This is a genomic window from Bacillus infantis, assembly GCF_008180445.1.
In the GTDB taxonomy this organism is placed as follows: Bacteria; Bacillota; Bacilli; order Bacillales; family Cytobacillaceae; genus Bacillus_AB; species Bacillus_AB infantis_B.
The window spans coordinates 23629-40403 of the sequence record NZ_VTER01000019.1 but is presented as its reverse complement, the minus strand read 5'-3'; the positions used below and the strand labels follow the sequence as shown (position 1 = coordinate 40403).

The 16775-nt window shown below is 48.6% G+C and carries 15 protein-coding genes and 2 tRNA genes; 2 read left to right on the top strand and 15 right to left on the bottom strand.

Annotation, left to right across the window (positions count from 1 at the left end; all coding sequences use genetic code 11):
• From FZD51_RS24350 to spoIIE, 3 genes are all read right to left on the bottom strand, one after another.
• Entirely contained in the window at positions 1–993 is a 993-nt protein-coding gene (locus FZD51_RS24350; protein WP_148977045.1) for a serine/threonine protein kinase, read from the bottom strand.
• Positions 962–1699, bottom strand: a complete 738-nt coding sequence (locus FZD51_RS24345; RefSeq protein WP_009796154.1) for a vWA domain-containing protein — start codon at positions 1697–1699, stop codon at positions 962–964. Before FZD51_RS24345 ends, FZD51_RS24350 begins: the two co-directional genes overlap by 32 nt.
• A gap of 89 nt (positions 1700–1788) precedes the next feature.
• The gene (spoIIE, locus tag FZD51_RS24340) at positions 1789–4266 is read right to left on the bottom strand and encodes a stage II sporulation protein E (protein WP_148977044.1); all 2478 of its coding nucleotides are present in this window, start codon (positions 4264–4266) and stop codon (positions 1789–1791) included.
• A gap of 332 nt (positions 4267–4598) precedes the next feature.
• On the opposite strand from spoIIE, the gene FZD51_RS24335 reads away from it, so the two are divergent.
• Together FZD51_RS24335 and FZD51_RS24330 are read left to right on the top strand one after the other, a co-directional pair.
• A tRNA-Met gene (locus FZD51_RS24335) sits at positions 4599–4672 on the top strand.
• Positions 4673–4688: 16 nt separating this feature from the next.
• Positions 4689–4760, top strand: a tRNA-Glu gene (locus tag FZD51_RS24330).
• Between the two features lie 245 nt (positions 4761–5005).
• Here FZD51_RS24330 and FZD51_RS24325 read toward each other — a convergent pair.
• The 12 genes from FZD51_RS24325 to FZD51_RS24270 all read right to left on the bottom strand — a co-directional run bounded on the left by FZD51_RS24325 (position 5006) and on the right by FZD51_RS24270 (position 16652).
• Positions 5006–5476, bottom strand: coding sequence for a S1 domain-containing RNA-binding protein (locus FZD51_RS24325; RefSeq protein ID WP_009796156.1), 471 nt, complete (start codon positions 5474–5476; stop codon positions 5006–5008).
• Between the two features lie 86 nt (positions 5477–5562).
• Positions 5563–5970, bottom strand: a complete 408-nt coding sequence (locus tag FZD51_RS24320; protein ID WP_148977043.1) for an FtsB family cell division protein — start codon at positions 5968–5970, stop codon at positions 5563–5565.
• 21 nt (positions 5971–5991) lie between these two features.
• The gene (gene yabQ, locus FZD51_RS24315) at positions 5992–6618 is read right to left on the bottom strand and encodes a spore cortex biosynthesis protein YabQ (protein WP_148977042.1); all 627 of its coding nucleotides are present in this window, start codon (positions 6616–6618) and stop codon (positions 5992–5994) included.
• Positions 6615–6917, bottom strand: a complete 303-nt coding sequence (gene yabP / locus FZD51_RS24310; RefSeq protein WP_148977041.1) for a sporulation protein YabP — start codon at positions 6915–6917, stop codon at positions 6615–6617. Before yabP ends, yabQ begins: the two co-directional genes overlap by 4 nt.
• A gap of 129 nt (positions 6918–7046) precedes the next feature.
• The gene (locus FZD51_RS24305) at positions 7047–7316 is read right to left on the bottom strand and encodes an RNA-binding S4 domain-containing protein (RefSeq protein WP_009796160.1); all 270 of its coding nucleotides are present in this window, start codon (positions 7314–7316) and stop codon (positions 7047–7049) included.
• Positions 7317–7330: 14 nt separating this feature from the next.
• Positions 7331–8791, bottom strand: coding sequence for a bifunctional methyltransferase/pyrophosphohydrolase YabN (yabN, locus tag FZD51_RS24300; RefSeq protein ID WP_148977040.1), 1461 nt, complete (start codon positions 8789–8791; stop codon positions 7331–7333).
• 6 nt (positions 8792–8797) lie between these two features.
• Positions 8798–10399 carry a putative polysaccharide biosynthesis protein gene (locus FZD51_RS24295; RefSeq protein WP_148977039.1) on the bottom strand — a complete coding sequence of 534 codons (1602 nt, stop codon included), beginning with the start codon at positions 10397–10399 and terminating at the stop codon, positions 8798–8800.
• A gap of 201 nt (positions 10400–10600) precedes the next feature.
• Positions 10601–11137, bottom strand: coding sequence for a stage V sporulation protein T (gene spoVT, locus FZD51_RS24290; RefSeq protein WP_148977038.1), 537 nt, complete (start codon positions 11135–11137; stop codon positions 10601–10603).
• A gap of 265 nt (positions 11138–11402) precedes the next feature.
• On the bottom strand, positions 11403–14942 hold the full coding sequence (mfd, locus tag FZD51_RS24285; protein ID WP_148977037.1) for a transcription-repair coupling factor: 3540 nt from the start codon (positions 14940–14942) through the stop codon (positions 11403–11405).
• A gap of 81 nt (positions 14943–15023) precedes the next feature.
• Positions 15024–15254, bottom strand: a complete 231-nt coding sequence (locus FZD51_RS24280) for an anti-sigma-F factor Fin (protein WP_148977036.1) — start codon at positions 15252–15254, stop codon at positions 15024–15026.
• A 132-nt stretch (positions 15255–15386) separates the two neighbouring features.
• Entirely contained in the window at positions 15387–15950 is a 564-nt protein-coding gene (gene pth / locus FZD51_RS24275) for an aminoacyl-tRNA hydrolase (RefSeq protein ID WP_148977035.1), read from the bottom strand.
• Positions 15951–16016: 66 nt separating this feature from the next.
• Positions 16017–16652 (bottom strand): 50S ribosomal protein L25/general stress protein Ctc, encoded by a 636-nt coding sequence (locus FZD51_RS24270; protein WP_148977034.1) that lies wholly within the window; start codon positions 16650–16652, stop codon positions 16017–16019.
• Positions 16653–16775: the final 123 nt, after the last annotated feature.

Sequence of the window (16775 nt, the reverse complement as noted above, 5' to 3'; positions counted from 1 at the left end):
TTAGACCAGCTGCCCATAAATATAAACAAAATAAAGGACTGAAATGACAAAGACAATGAGCACCGTTTCCAGGAATCCGCCTTTCTTCTTCTGATCCTTGGCTCCCTGCCTGGTCCTTGAAGGGGCGGGCCCAGGGCCGGCGGCCTGGTTCTGGGCTGCACTCCGCCTGGCCGTGCGGCTTTCAGGCTGCCCCGCTGCAGGCAAGGCAAGAAGCTCTCTCCTCATTTCAGCAGCAGATGCATACCTGCCCTCCAGTGCCTTCATGAGCATAAGCTCATATTTCATCAGCTCTTTGTTCTGTCTGATCATCTCCCTGAGCTGGCCGATGCCACCTGCCGTCTTATTGAACCGCTTAGGATAATATAGATTAATCAGCACCATTGCAGCAGCGAATAAGTCATACTGCGGATCAGCCTTCCTTGTACCAAGCCCCCAATATCCGCGGTCGTAAAACTCGGTAAATTCCTTGATTGCCCTCCCTTTGATGGTTGTACCGCCCACATCGATGCAGCGTATCCTTGGAGGAGGGGAAGTCACAATCAGGTTTTCCGGCTTCAGATCGCCGAACACCCAGCCGCTCTGATGAAGCTTCTCCAGATCGCTGAGCAGCTGGGAAAGCAGCACTTCTGTCCAGGAAGGACCTTTTTGCCGGATGAACCCGAGCAGATCAGGTCCGTGTATGTATTCCATTGCATAAAAGGAAATCCTAGCATCCTTCCTCTCCCAGTCATCGACATCAAGCAAAGAAGGCCCGAGGGCAGAACCCTGGACCTTGGCAAAGGATTTGAGCACATTTACTTCAGAGGTAACGGACATCCCATTATCACTCATCTTTAAGGCAACCTGCTGATTCCGGCACTGGGCAAGATAGACGATCCCATTCGCCCCCCAGCCAAGCTCCCTTATAATCGTATACCGGTTGCAATGCCATTTCCCTTCGATAATCGTCCCAGGGCTTACCTTACATAGACTCTTCAATGTATTGTTCATCATCACGGGAAAGCAGGCTCCTTAGTGAACGTTTTTTCTTGAAATAGCTTAAAGCTTCACGGATTGCCGGTCCGGTAGGGGTGATGCCTCCTGTTGACAGCTTTGAAAAAATGCTTGTCAGTGATTCGAGCCTTGGCGTCCAATCCAGCAGTTTTTCGACATCATTCTTTTTCCCGGGAAATACAAAAACCGCAAAACGGTTATCGCCCGAACGGGCATTCAAGCTCAAAGACAAATCGAGAAGGGCTTCCTTGACCGTCGGGAGTTTATGCTTCATGCTCGCGCTTGTGTCAACGAGGACCAGCACCTCAAGCTCGACTGTTTCCCCGAGCTCATCGACAACCTCCATGACCTCTCCCCTTTTTTCCGGCGGAAGGTCTTCAACCGTCTGGGAGCCGCCCAAAATTTGCTGAAGCTCCTTATTCACCACACCCTGGAGTGTTTGCGTCATCGCCTTCCTCGTCACCATCTGGACCGTCTGGGATAACGCCTGCGAGTATACAACCTGGCTTACCCCGCCCCCGGAGAGGGCAATCCCGTCAATTTCATTCATGCCCCGTTCATCAATGACATCCTTCTCCATCACTCCAATGACATTTACCGTAATGCCCTGTTCTTTCGCCAAAGCTGACATGGCCACAGGATCTTCGCCCTGATTGGAGCAGCCGTCAGTAATAAGCAGAATCTGTTTCAGTGTTCCGGTCTTCATATAATCTCCCCTCCTGTTCCTTATTGGTACCATTTTCGACGGAACAGGACGGAATTATACATGTTCGCAGGAAGAGAGGGACAAAATAATCAGTTGGCTTTTTGGCGCAGCTTCTGGACCGGGATGGAAGCCCATTTTGGCGTATTATGCTTTATTTTGGATACCACCACAGTCATATCATCCTCGATCAGTCCTGAACGGGACCTGATGACCTCCTCCATGATCAGGTCGGCTATTTCCTGGGGATCCTCTGTTTTCAGCTCATGGATCTTCCGCTTCATCCACAGGTCATAGTTCTCCACATGCTTTGGACCTTCAAAAACACCATCGCTCATCATGATCAAAAGGTCGCCTGCCTTCAGCTGCTCGCTGACCACATCCACCTCGAATTCCTGCAATATCCCCATCGGCAGATTGCTTGCCTGGACTTTGAGGACCTTGCCGCCTCTCTTAATGAAGCTGGGCGTGGACCCAATCTTGAGGAATTTGGCTGCTGCATTCTGCAGGTCGACCATGGCCAGATCGAGAGTGGAGAAAATTTCGTCCGTCGTCCTCAATGAAAGTACAGAGTTGACCGACTTAATCGCCACCTTCTCCTCTATCCCTGACTGAAGGATCTTTTGAAGCAGCAGGAGGGTTTCCTTGCTCTCAATATGGGCCCTTTCACCATTCCCCATCCCGTCGCTGATGGCAATGGCATATTTACCTCCTCCAAGCTCGATGGTCGAGTAGCTGTCACCGGAAATCAGCCCGCCATCCTTTGCTGCATGGGCCACCCCGGTTTCTACCGCATAGGCTTTAGCCGAGCGGAATGTCACGTAGCAGCTGCCGCTTCCAAATGTGGAACACTCTTCTGAATTGACAAGAATGGTTTCTCCCAATATATCTGACAGCATCGGGGCTATCAGTTTTTCACACTCGCCGTGCCCCCTGCAATAAGGAATCGTCATATCAATGTCGACATTCCCCTGCTCCAGGCTGTAAATCTCCACCTGTTCGATCTGGATGCCAAACCCCTGGAGTGCGTCGAGGATGGACTCTTCCTGCTTATGATGATTTTCCCGCTCCCGCTGGATTTCTTTCGCAAAATCGCCCATTACCTCTGACACGCCCAGCAGCTGGTCTGCCACAAGCCTTCTGCTCTCCTGAACCTGCTTTTTGAGCTTCAGATTTGCCTGATAAAACGTCAGCTCCTGATGCATCGTTTCCAATACCTTTTTAGAGCGGGTGCAATGTTTTTCCCACTCCCTTGTCAGCCTTCCGGAAACGGTCCCCTGCCGGGCATCCATTTCATGCATAATTTCCTTCATATATTCATAGGTTGTATCAAAGTTCCTTGCCCAGCAATGGTCTTTCTTGAAACAGGTCTGGCATGTTTTCTCCGTGACATTGCTCAGGAAATAATCCATCTCCCTTTCCTCCCCATCCCAATCAATGGGATTATCATGGGAAGAGAAACTTTTGGACAGAGCCTGGAATACAGTTGAGAATTGGGCAACGCGCTGGGCTGTGACGTCCCGCATTTTCCGCATATACTGCTGCTGCTCAGCGGCATACTCTGGGGTTCCCGGTATATGCCTGGCCAGCTTCCCTGTCAGCGCCTGCGGGGTCAGGAAAAATAAGACCGTTGCTGCACCAGTCTCCAGAACTGTTTTCAGCAAGGTACCCGTTCCTTCCCCATACATCCCGATTAATAGGGTGGCAATCAGAAGTCCGCACGCCACGCCAAGCTTTCTCCCTTCCTTCAGCAGGCCGCCCAGGAGGCCGGAGAAAGCAAGCAGGCTCATATGATAGAAACTAGAAACATTCGCCAGGCTGAAAATCAACCCGGTCACCACCCCGACTGTTGACCCGACCGTTGCGCCTGCAACAAATGCAAATAATAGAACCAGATATCTGGATAGTATATGTTCAACAGACAGGTCATACACTGACCAGCCGATCGTTCCGGTCATGACTGAGGCCAGCATGATGATCAGGCAGACTATTTCCTCCGTTTTCAGAGACTGCCTTCTTTTTGATATGCTGAGCAATGGCAGGCTCTGCAGGAAAATCAAAGTGAGGATAAAGCCGAGGCTTGCCTCCACGCCGGCCATCATCGCATCATAAAGCGCCAGCTGTCCTGAAACAATATAAGCTTCTGCAATCTTCCCGATCGCCAATACGAAAAATGTATAGACCGGCAGAGCCCTCACTTCATTTTTCAGCCACTTTTTAGAAACCCGGAAGGCGAAGAGGAATATAAAGCAGATTCCAAACACTGATGCTGCATTCATCATGGATAAAGTGAATGCACCGGCAGTAAGCCCAATCAGGGCCAGCGGTGCTTTATCCCTTTTGATCAGATAGACCGCCGCAAAGAATGGCAGACTGAAAGGCGTCAATTTGGCCAGGATGAGCGCCCTTCCCAGGAGAAATCCGATCAATAGAAGGATATAGCCCTTTTTGATAAAAAAGGTCTCCATCTTCATCTGGAACTTGTGAAGGCCTTTTGCCAATTCGAGCTTCGATCCGTTGAAATCAACTTCTCCAGCAGGATCCATTACTGTCTGTTCTGCCTTTTCCATTTATTCCACTCCCCGTATTTGTATCGTTGCTGATTATTATAAAATCGGTTATGCATAAAAGTTTGTCAAAAGAGGAGACAAGCCCATGTTTTTCTTTCGACGGCTTTCCGCCTAATAACAAAAAAGCAAACAATATAATGGAAGATAATCCCTGTATTATAATTTTTATTTTGAATATTCACACAAAAAGAGGTTAAGAATGCCTTGAAAGCGGGATTTGGCTGCCAAAAAAAATTGGCGAACCGAAAAAAAGGAGAACCGACATTTTTCTTTTAAAATATTATTGACACCACGGTCAATCCTTTGTATTATATTCCTTGTGCTTATATTATGGCGGTGTAGCTCAGCTGGCTAGAGCGTACGGTTCATACCCGTGAGGTCGGGGGTTCGATCCCCTCCGCCGCTATCCTTATCTTTAATACGGCCCCTTGGTCAAGCGGTTAAGACACCGCCCTTTCACGGCGGTAACACGGGTTCGAATCCCGTAGGGGTCATACATGAAATGCGGAGGGTGCTTGTTCAGCCCCGACAAGCTTAAGACGCCTCAGAAATGAAGGCGTCTTTTTAGTTCTATTTTTGAGGAACTAGAGTAGGACTCGATGGTTCTGATCTGCCTATACATCCAAGAACACCTGCTCAATTCGGAGCGGGTGTTTTTTCGTTCTGTTAAACCGCAAAAAAAAGACAAGCCCCTCGGCCTGTCATGGTCATTCAATATATAGAAAAAATCAGCAGCAAGTTATCCTCGTTTAGCGCCTCTTCCTCCGCGTTTGGATTCAGTATTGCGTTTTAGCGAGGCCAATCGATCTTCACTGTCTTTCAGGAACTTGGCCATTTTGGACTCAAAGTTCTCTCTTGGCGGACGGCTGTCATTGGATCTTCCGTGGCGCGGACGCTGGGATCCGGAATATCCGCCCCGTGAATCGCGGCGTTCAGGCCTGTCAGTTCTTTCTGGTCTGGCAGGTCTCTCTGGCCTGTCTATTGCTTTCTTGATGGATAAGCCGATCTTTCCATCCTTCTCCACATTAATGACTTTAACCTCTACCTGGTCACCGACCTTCAGGTGATCATTAATATCCTTAACATAGTTATCTGCGACCTCACTAATGTGGACAAGACCGGTTGAACCTTCCGGCAGTTCTACGAACGCGCCGAAGTTTGTAATGCCGGTTACCTTTCCTTGTAACTTGCTGCCTACTTCGATTGACATAAAAAGATTTTGCCTCCTTAAAGATTAAAAGAATTAAACTTACTTTATATTATACAGAATTTCAAAAAAGAGTGTCAATAAGACAGCTACTCGGATGTTTTTTCCTTTTCCTTCTTTCCGTCCTTGTCCTCAGGCAGATTAAAGATGATTTCATCCTTTTCGGAAAGGAAATAGTTCTTCCTTGCAAGCTTGGCTATATATTCATCATCATTCAGTTTGACGATTTCTTCTTCCAGGAGTACCTCATTCTTTTTAAGGGAGGCGAGCTTCTTTTCAAATTTCTCTTTTTCGAGGGCCTTTTCTTCAAGAGCAGAGGATTGCGTGACGAGTGTAGAGATCATCAATACGGCGATGGCTGCAGCGCCAACGAAAAAGACAGTCAGCCTGCGGATAAGCAGGACTCTCTTCCTGGCTGTGCTGATCTCTGTATTCTCTTGCTGTTTGGCATAGTTTGTCTCGATTTTTGCTACTTTGCGTTTCCTGATGGCACTCACTCTCAGCCCCTCCTTGCCCATTTATTTATTTTTCCATCTGGTTAATAAGCTGTTTAAGTTATTCTTGAATGTGTGTAAATTTCCTGCCAATTTATTATATAACTTCTCGACGCTATTTTTAATCTTTTTCGGCAAAATAAACCAAAAAAGTGACCAAATCCATTTGACAGGGCTTAAAATCACTTTTAAAAGGGTCCATATGATCCGAATTACCAGCTTCATAAGGGCCAGTATGCCTTTTCCGAGCAGCACAATAAGGGAAATAATACCCATGATGATCGATTGGATCGGTTTATAAACCAAAAGGTGTGCCATTCTGACAAAAAAGCGGAATATCGCGGCAATCGCTCCTATCAAAGTTTCAAGCAGCCGGAGGAATCCCTGTTTAAGCAGACTCTGGTATGCGGCAAACCCGCAGAACAGGGCTATAAAGATGTAGAACCTCAGCTCGCCCTGGTTGATTACAAACAATACATAAAAGACAGCAAGTCCCTGCAGGCTCCAAAATAAAAAATCATTGATGAAGACAATCCAGCTTTTTCTTTTGGCGCGGCGCAGGAAGCGGTTATATGTATCGAGCGACGCGCCAAACGCGCTTCCCATGCCAATCATGGCAAGCATGGTAAGAAATTGCGCAGAAAGGGTCATCGGAATATCTTGCTAAAGAACCCTTTAGCTTTTTCCCCTTGCTGTTCATCCATATATACGAGGTCAAATACTTTCCCTTTAATGGATACGATCCCTTTTTCCACGTCCAGATTCTTCATCTGGAGATTCTGGCCGCGGATGGCCAGGAAGCCCATGACTGTCTCCAAAAGGAATTCTTCATTATCAAAGCTTTCGACCTGCTTGACGCCGGTAATATCCAGAAGCTTTCGTCCCCTCATGATGACATCATGATCAGGAGCATTGCTTTTGCCTGTGTTTGTTTCATAGTATTGGCTCATCCTCATCCCCCACAATCGCATAGTACAACCTTTTGTACATGTGTATGAGGGAGGGGGGCCATTTAGAACAATTCAGTCAGGCCCGGCCATTATACAATACCTGTTTCCCCGCTGGGGCTGGCTTAAACATTAATTTTCCTGCTGGCCGGTGCGCTCTTCCTTCAGGATGGTGTACATTTCAGCGGCTTCTTCCTTGCGGCTTGTTTCCTGGAGGCGCTCGATCTTCGCTGTTACAATCCGCTGCCCAAGCCTGACCGTCAGCTCATCGCCGACCTTTACGGTTGAGCTGGCCTTCCCCTGCTGTCCGTTGATCAGGATCCTTCCCTGGTCAGCCACCTCCTTTGCCAGCGTTCTTCTTTTAATCAGTCTTGATACCTTCAAAAATTTATCCAGTCTCATTCTTGTCTCCCCCTTTATAGTCCTTGCTGTTTCGCTTCATCCCAGAACCGGTCCAGCTCTTCCAGGCTGTATCCGCTGAAGTCCCGGCCGCTCTCCCTGACTTTATCTTCAATATACTTGAAACGTCTGATGAACTTCTGATTCGTTGTGAAGACCGCCTGCTCCGGATCGATCTTGCAGAATCTCGCAATATTCACGAGTGCAAACAGGATATCGCCGAACTCTTTCGCTGCTTCTTCTGACCGCGGGTCCCGGTTCATTTCCTCTTCAAATTCAGCCAGCTCTTCTTTAACCTTCTCCCATGCAGGCCCGATTTCCTGCCAGTCAAAGCCTGCGCCGGCTGCTTTCTTCTGGATATCCGCCGCCTGGAGCAGCTGCGGCATTGATTTGACGATTCCGCTCAAGAGCGACTCAGGTGCAGCTCCTTTTTCTTCAGCCTTGATTTCCTGCCAATTTTTCAGCACCTGCTCTTCTGTATCCGCCGAGGCATCGCCAAAAACATGGGGATGCCTGCGGATCATTTTTTCGCTGACACCCTGAATGACATCATCGATAGAGAAATAGCCGTCATCTTCCCCGATCTGCGCGTGCAGCACTACCTGCAGGAGAACATCTCCCAGCTCCTCGATCATATGGTCGATATCTTCATTATCAATCGCTTCGATAAGCTCATAAGCTTCCTCTATCAAGTATTTCCTGAGCGATTGGTGGGTCTGCTTGAGATCCCACGGACAGCCGTCCGGCCCCCTCAATGCGGCGATGATTTCCCGGAACTTGCTGAATTCCCTGTAGAGGAGGGTTTCATCCTTTACCGGCGGCACATAGACTGAGGTCAGGTTATTGATTTCTGCTTCCCGGTCAAGCTCAAACAAAGGCACCTTCCTGATGCTTTCCCTGCTGCTCCCCGCTGCCGTGGCAATATAAATTTCATAATCGTACGGAAGCATTTCCATCAGCGTCAGCTTCACATTGCTCGCCACATAGGTATCATACACCTGCCCAATGATCATGTGATGCCTAAGCATTACTTCATCTTTCTTCAGGTCAGTGGCATCCAGCAGCTGAAAGCCTTCGATCGGATCTATTTTCAGTGCCTGGAACAGGGCGTCCAGAAAGCTCTGCCCTCCTCCGATCACGATATCAATTCCCAGCACAGGGCCTTTCTCAAGCAGAATCTGAACCGTTTTCTCCGCAACCAGCGGATGGCCCGGCACAGCATAGACAACATCCCCATCTGCTGCTTTCGCCAGGAGGATTTCGCAAATCTCCTCATATACGTCTTCAAAGCGGCTGTGCTTTTCATATACATGATCAAATGACTGAAATGCCATTCCTTCATCCTGCAGCTCCCGGATCACCGGATGGTCCTCTGTCCTCAGATATACCTTCCCCTCAGCCTGGAGGGCTTTATAGACGCCAAAGGGCAGCTGTTCAAGATCTCCCGCGCCCAGGCCGTATATTGTAATCTTATTCATATCAAATCATCTCCTGTTCCTGCCGGGCAGCAAATAGCCCAGCTTGCTTCCAAAAGGCAGCATGCTGATTTCTTCTTTTCTAAAAGTCTCTCCTTTTAAAGCTAAAAGCATGAATACAATTCCGCCTGTTGCAGCTGCACTTAAAGCTATAAGGCCGGCCGCAAGGCGCCCTTCCCCTGCCAAAGATCCCGCTGCCAGCAGGTAGGCCTTCAAATACAGCAGCATGACGGCGGCTGCTGTTCCGAGCCCCAGGATGAAGCGGCCCGGCACTAAAGGCTGCCGCAATAAGAAGCGGATTCTGGCGAGCAGGGCAAGCAGCACGACGGCGAGCGCTGCACATGCAGCAATAGCCGCTCCCATCGTCCCTGCAGCCGGCACAAGCAGCATGTTAAGGATATATTTTATCCCGAAGCCTCCGATAATTATCACAGCCGGGAAAAAGGTGTGGCCCAGCCCCTGCAGAATGGCCGCCAGGGTCATGATGATCGAGGCAAAGAATATGAACAGACTCAGCACTGAGAGCACTTCTGATCCTTCCGCATTCTCAAACAGCATGATATTGACCGGCTTGATAATGGCCCATAATCCGAAGGCCGCACCTGTCCCGAAGAGCAGGCTGACACGGAGGGCTAGGCCTGCCTTTTCAGCAAGGAACTTCTGATTGTTTTTCAGTTTTTCAGCTGTGATGAGCGGAACAAGCGAAAGCGACATTGAGGTGGCAATAACGGTCCCAAGCTGTATGAGCGGCTGGCCCCTGTCATAAATCCCTTTCAGCCTCTTCGCCTCTTCCGCTTCCAGCCCTCCTGACACAAGGAGGGAATACAGATTCAAGGAATCAGCCAGCTGCAAAAGGATGAGCAGCATAGAAGCCGCACTGATGGCCGCACCCTGCAGAGCGATGGTTTTCATCGTCTTCAGGACTGCTTTTCCACTCAGTCCAATACCCGCTGCCCCAGCTGCTTCCTTTTTTATCACACGCCAGAAAAAGTAGGAAAGGATGGCTGCAGAAGCAATGCCTCCTGTCACTGAACCGAAAATGGCCCCGCTGCCGGCTGTATATAGTGATGCTCCTTCTTTCATGAGGATGAACGCAGCAGCCAAAATGGTCGCCACACGGATGGACTGCTCTCCCACCTGGGAAACAGCAGTCGGCAGCATGTCGCCCCGGCCCTGGAAATACCCCCTGAGCAGAGCTGTCGCCGGCAGAAGAAGGAAGGCTGGTGAAAGAGTCCTTAAAAGGATACCCAGCTTTGGATCTCCCATTTGCGAAGCAATCCAATCTGCCCCGGCAAACATTATCAAGAAAGCAGCCAGGCCAATGGCCAAAAGGAAAAGACCGGAGGCCGCCAGCAGCTGAAGAGCTTCTTTCCTGCTCTTTGCCTGCTCAGCATAAAGCTTTGAAATCACGACCGGAAAACCGTATGTAGACAGCACGATGGCAATCCCGTAAAAAGGATATACCTGCTGGTAAATATAAAAGCCGACATCCCCTACGATATTCTGGAAGGGGACTCTGTAAACTGCGCTCAAAACCTTTGTGATCAAAGCGGCAGCTGCAAGGATCAGGGCTCCTTTGAACAGATCTCCTGATTGATTAGCGGGCTTCATTGCCCATCTCCTTCCAATAATGAATTCGAAAAGTATTATAGCATAACTATTGGCCGCAGGATGGGATGATAGCGCATTAACCTTGTTTCGTTACCCGTCTGTCATAAAACAAATAGCTTTGAAGCATTCATTTTCATTTTTTCCATAGAAAAAAGGCAGCCAGGCTGCCCCTTTTCATCTCTATAAGATTCAATATTGGTATTAGGACTCCATCTGCCTTGCCAAGAATCCAGCTGCCGTTTCTACAGCCTTCTGTTCTACATCACCAAGCGAGTCTTCCTTCGCATAAATGATGACTGCCCCTATCGGATCGCCATTGGCAATGATCGGACCGATTGTATAAGCAGAAAGGGTTTCCTCATTTCCATCTGCAAGGGCATACTCACCTTGAGTGTTGACGAGGACAGAAGTTCTGTCTTCCATTGTTTTTTCCAGCAGATCACTGATGTTTTTGTTCAGATAATCCTTTTTTGATCCGCCTGCCGTTGCGATAAATGTATCCCTGTCACAAATCAGGACCGGGTTTCCAAGGCTGTCATACAGAGCTTCTGCATATTCTTTTGCAAAATCGCTTAATTCGCTGATTGGCGAGTACTTCTTTAAGATGACTTCACCATCGCGGTCCACAAATATTTCCAGCGGGTCACCTTCACGAATTCGCAGTGTCCTGCGGATTTCCTTCGGGATTACTACACGACCCAAATCATCGATACGACGAACTATACCAGTTGCTTTCATCCTGCGTTGCCTCACTTTCATCTGATGATTTTTAGCAGGAGTAGATTTCTGCTTCCTTTTGTTGAAATCTTCTCCATGTTTGAACTTAGTATCTTTCATATGGAAAGTTCTATACACTTGCAAATATTTTTTCTCTCCGGTGATAACATTTCCTTAATAGGATAAACATTCCAGTATAAAAATCCTTACCATTTGAAATACCCTTGTCTACTCTAATTAAACACTTTTCTCATTTCATTTAGGTGACAGGAACTTTTCCATTACTTTACGATATTGGATTTTGCTGCTTCTTTTTGGCTTTATCGATCCCAAGGATCATATCATAGGCGGTGTTAAGCCATTTATCTGTACTGTAACCCTTCGTCTGGATGACCATCTTCAGCTTCTTGCCCTCCATGCCGAGGCCGACCATCCGTCCATGTTTGGTGCTTTCCTGGAAGATTTTCTGTCCATCGATCAGAGAGCTTGCCTCCTCAGACAAGAGAATCAGCACTTCAGCCTTGGACTGTTTGATAAGCTCTACACCGGCCTCCTGGGCATGGACCTTCATCTCGGCGACCTGGAACAGGTAAGCGACCTCATCCGGATAATCCCCGAATCTGTCTGTCATTTCTTCCTTCAGCCCTTCGATCTCATCCATCGAGTCGATGCCGCGGAACCTTTTATACATTTCAATTTTCTGGTTTCCATCCGCCAGATAGGCATCTGGGATGTAGGCGTCGATTTCAAGATCGATTTCCACAGAAGGCTTTTTATAAGTTTCCGGATTTTCCTTTCGTTCTTCAATGGCCTCTTTGAGCATCTGGGAGTACAGATCGAAGCCGACGGAGTCGATGAATCCATGCTGCTGTGAACCGAGCAGATTGCCGGCGCCCCTGATGGAAAGGTCCCGCATGGCAATTTTGAAGCCTGACCCGAGCTCTGTGAACTCCTTGATGGCCTGGAGACGCTTTTCCGCCACTTCTGTCAGGACTTTGTCTTTCCGGTAGGTGAAATAGGCATAAGCGACCCTGTTCGAACGGCCGACCCTTCCCCTCAGCTGGTAGAGCTGGGAGAGCCCCATCCGGTCAGCATCAAATACAATCAAGGTATTCACATTCGGGATATCCACTCCCGTTTCAATAATCGTCGTACTGACAAGGACATCCGCTTCTCCTTCAAGGAAGCTCAGCATAACGGATTCGAGCTCATTTTCCGTCATTTGGCCATGCGCAGCGACCACCTTGGCATCAGGGACAAGCATGGAGATTTCCTCTGCCTTCCGTTCGATATCCTCGACACGGTTATACAGGAAATACACCTGGCCGCCCCGAGCCATCTCCCGTTCGATGGCTTCCCGGACAAGTCCGCCATTGTATTCCATTACATATGTCTGAACCGGGAACCTGTTCTCCGGCGGCGTCTCGATGACAGACAAGTCCCTCACACCGAGCATAGACATATGCAGGGTCCGCGGAATCGGTGTCGCAGTCAGCGTCAGGACATCGACATTCGTTTTAAGCTGTTTGATTTTTTCTTTATGAGTGACGCCGAACCGCTGCTCTTCATCAATGACGAGCAGTCCGAGGTCTTTATAGATGATTTCCTTTGAGAGCAGACGGTGCGTCCCGACAACAATATCGACGGTTCCATTTTTGAGGCCTTTAACGGTCTCGGTCTGCTGCTTCTTTGTCCGGAAGCGGCTTAAGAGCCCGATCTCAACAGGGTATTCCTGGAACCTTTCTCTCATTGTCTGGTAGTGCTGCTGGGCAAGGATCGTTGTCGGCACAAGGATGGCCACCTGTTTGCCGTCCGCAATTGCCTTAAAGGCAGCCCTGATCGCCACCTCAGTTTTCCCGTAGCCGACATCGCCGCACAGAAGGCGGTCCATCGGCCGCTCTTTTTCCATATCCAGCTTGATTTCATGAATGGACCTCAGCTGGTCCTCTGTTTCCTGGTAAGGGAAGGACAACTCGAATTCGCGCTGCATGTCTCCGTCAGGAGAGAATGCATAACCTTTCGATGCCTCCCTCTCGGCGTACAGTTTGATCAGATCGTCCGCTATATCCTGGACAGAGCTTTCAACCTTCTTCTTGACACGCTTCCAGTCATTGCCGCCAAGCTTATAGATCTTCGGCTCTTTGCCTTCAGACCCTACATACTTCTGGACAAGGTCAATCTGATCGACCGGCACATACAGCTGGTCGCTGCCTGAATAACGGATATTCAGATAATCCTTATGAAGGCCATTGATCTCAAGTGTTTCAATGCCAAGATATTTGCCGATTCCGTGATTCACATGGACAACATAATCGCCGATTTTAAGCTCTGAATAGCTTTTGATTCTTTCAGCATTCGAAAGCTTCTGCCTGCGCGGTGACCGCTTGGCTGTTTTCTTGTTGAAAAGCTCTTCTTCCGTGATGACGGCAATTTTCTGGATCGGCAGTTCAAAGCCTGTCTGCAGGCTTCCTTCCGTGATCTGGAACTTGCCCTTCAGCACTTCTTTATCAGGCTCGATGACAGCAGCCTCAATTTCATAGTCGGCCAAAACGCTTTGAAGCTTCTTGACCCGGGCCATGTCAGGGCCGAGGAACAAAACAGAGAAGCCGCTCTTCCTCCAGCGTTCCAGCTCGCTTTTCAGCACATTCAGCTGGCCGTGGAAGTTCTGCATCTGCCTGCAGGAGACATTGATGATATTCTGCGGATTCGTATTCGGGACATGCCTCAAGAACAGGGACATGTAAACAATCGGCTGATATGACCGGCCGATGAATTCCTTCAGGCTGTGGGAAATCCTGACGTCATGGACGATTTTTCCTTCGCCAAGCAGGCTTGTATACCATTCTGCCTCCTCTTTTTCAAGGGACTCATTCATCTCCTGGACCCTGCTGATTTCATCGATAAAAATCAGCCCATCCTGCGGAAGGTAATCTAGCAAACTATTATTGGATTCATAAGCATAGGAGAGGTATTTGAACATCTGCTCAGGCCTTTGCCTGTTCCGGAGCTGCTCCAGTTCATACCCGATGTTCTGGGCCAGCAGCTCTTTTGCCTTTTCATCCTTCAGCTTTTTCAGACTGGCTGAAAGGCCTTTTTCCAGCTTCTCATATACCCTCTCATAATGCTCATCCTCAAAAGGATTCTCGGTTGCAGGGCCGATATGGACCTGCTTCAGCTTTTCTTTCGAGCGCTGGTCTTCCAGGGAAAAAGAACGGATGCTGTCAATTTCGGTGTCAAACAGCTCAATCCTGATCGGATCCGCTTCGGTCAGCGGATAGATATCCAGGATGCCGCCCCTGACGCTGAATTCTCCCGGGGATGACACCATATCAGTTCGGTTGTAGCCCATTTTGACAAACTCAAGAAGCTGTTCCTCTATTTCTATATCATCGCCAAGCTTCATTATCAGCTGGCGCTTCTTCCAAAGGGAAGGAGGCGGAAGCACCTTCCTCATCCCGGCCATAGGGATAATGACAATGCCGGTGCCCTTTCCGCTCCAATGGTTGAGCGCGTCGATTCTCTGCGCCCTCAGCTCGGGGCTTGCAATGCTCAGCTCCGATGCAATCAGTTCATTGGCGGGATAAAGATATACATCATCCTCGCCTATCAGATTGACAATATCATCATATAATTTCTGTGCTTGTAAAAGATTGTGAGTTACAACCAGCATAGGCTTTTTTGTCTGCTCATATATAGAGGCAAGGAAAAGCGTCCGTGCCGAGCCGGTCAGTCCGGCCACCAGCTGCTCTTTCAGCCCCCCGTTCACTCCGGTGATGACTGTCTTGATATCATCCTGCCGGGTGAAAAGCTGTTTTAATCCTAGCATGGCAACCCCTCCTCTCGTCCTAAGTCGTTATGTGTGCATATGAAAACAGAAAAACGCTTTGGAGTGTCCGTCCAAAGCTTTTTAATGAATAAGGTAATCGTTCTGATGGTAATCAGGATTTCTTTCCAGTGATTCCTGGCAATCCTCGCAGATCGATGTTATGTGTATATCCCCGGATGACCCATAGAGAATCATATCCTGGCGTTCTTCTTCATTCAATTTATGGAACCCAAGGCTTTCTGCATGCATTGACATGTTATCCAGCGTTCCCATCTTCATGCCGCAATGGCGGCAATGATAATGAAGTGCCATGCCTGTCCCTCCCTGTCTAACAATTGTTATTGCTAGTATTGCCCCGGGAAGGAATCTTATTCACTTACTGTCTGCAGCGGAAAACGCTAACTTAACTTTATCATATGTAAGGCCAAATGAAATAATGAAAAGCTAAGATTGGTTATATTGATTCATGACCTCGAGGAAAGGCTTCCTGATCCAGTCTATGCAGGCATCAGCCGAGCGGTCTGCCGCCTCATCCATGACCTTCTGCTCTTCTGCTGTAAAACGGCCGAGCACATAATCAGTCACCTTCATCCCGCCTTCAGGGCGCCCGATCCCGACCCGGATGCGGCTGAATTCCTGTGTGCCTGTGTGCGCAATTGTTGATTTGATGCCATTATGGCCGCCTGCGCTGCCCTTCTGCCTGAGCCGGATTTTCCCCGGCGGCAAATCAAGATCATCATAGATGACAGCCAGATCTTCTGTGTCAATGTCATAATAGTCCATCAGCTGCCTGATCGATTCTCCAGACAGATTCATATATGTAAGCGGCTTTAGAAGGAATACCTTTTCTCCATCGACGCGCCCCATGCCGAACACACCCTTGAACTTTGCCTGGTCCAAAGGGATATTCAGCTTCCCGGACAGCCTGTCGATAACATCAAATCCGATGTTATGCCTTGTTTTTTCATACTCTTTCCCTGGGTTCCCCAGCCCTACAAACAATTTCATGTCTTATTACCTCCGCCTATCAACGTAAGAAAAGGTCTGACCAGAGCGGGCCAGACCCTTTATTGTTTACTCTTCGTTTGCGTCAGTTTCCCGGCCTTCCTGATTCTCAGGGATGCCAGGCTCCTGCTCTTCGCCTGTGCTTATTTCCTCTTCCTGCCTTGGCGCAAGGATGGAAGCAATGACTGTTTCATCATCCGTATTGATCGTGAAGCCGCGGCCCGCTTTAATATCTGCGGCCGTAATGCTTTCTCCGACCTGGAGATCTGCTATGTTTACTTCTACGTTCTGCGGAATGTCATTCGGCTTGGCCGATACAGATAACTCATGGACAGGCTGCTGAAGGACTCCGCCGTCTTTCACGCCTGCAGCATCGCCGACCAGCTCGATCCTCACCTCTGCCGTGATTTCCTGCGACATATCAACCGCCCTGAAGTCCAGGTGGGTGATTTCATTTTTCAAAGGGTCCGCCTGATAGTCGCTCAGCACCACATCATGCCTGGTGCCTTCTACATCAAGAGAAAAAACAGCATTCCTGCCTGTTTCCCGGATTGTTTTGATAAAATCAGGGCCATTCAGGTAAATTGCTTTGCTTTCGATTTTATTCCCATAAACAACACCAGGAATATTACCCTCATTGCGCAGCTGCGTCAGATTGGAATTGCGGAATTCTTTTCGTTCTTTGGCTTGAAGTACAGTGCTCATAAAAAACGTCCCCTTCCTCAATTTAAGGTGTAATTAAAATGAACCATGCAAATGGACTGCATACTTATCTTTTTAAAAATGCCCTAAATGGAGATGTTTTAAACACATTTGCCTGCAAGCTGT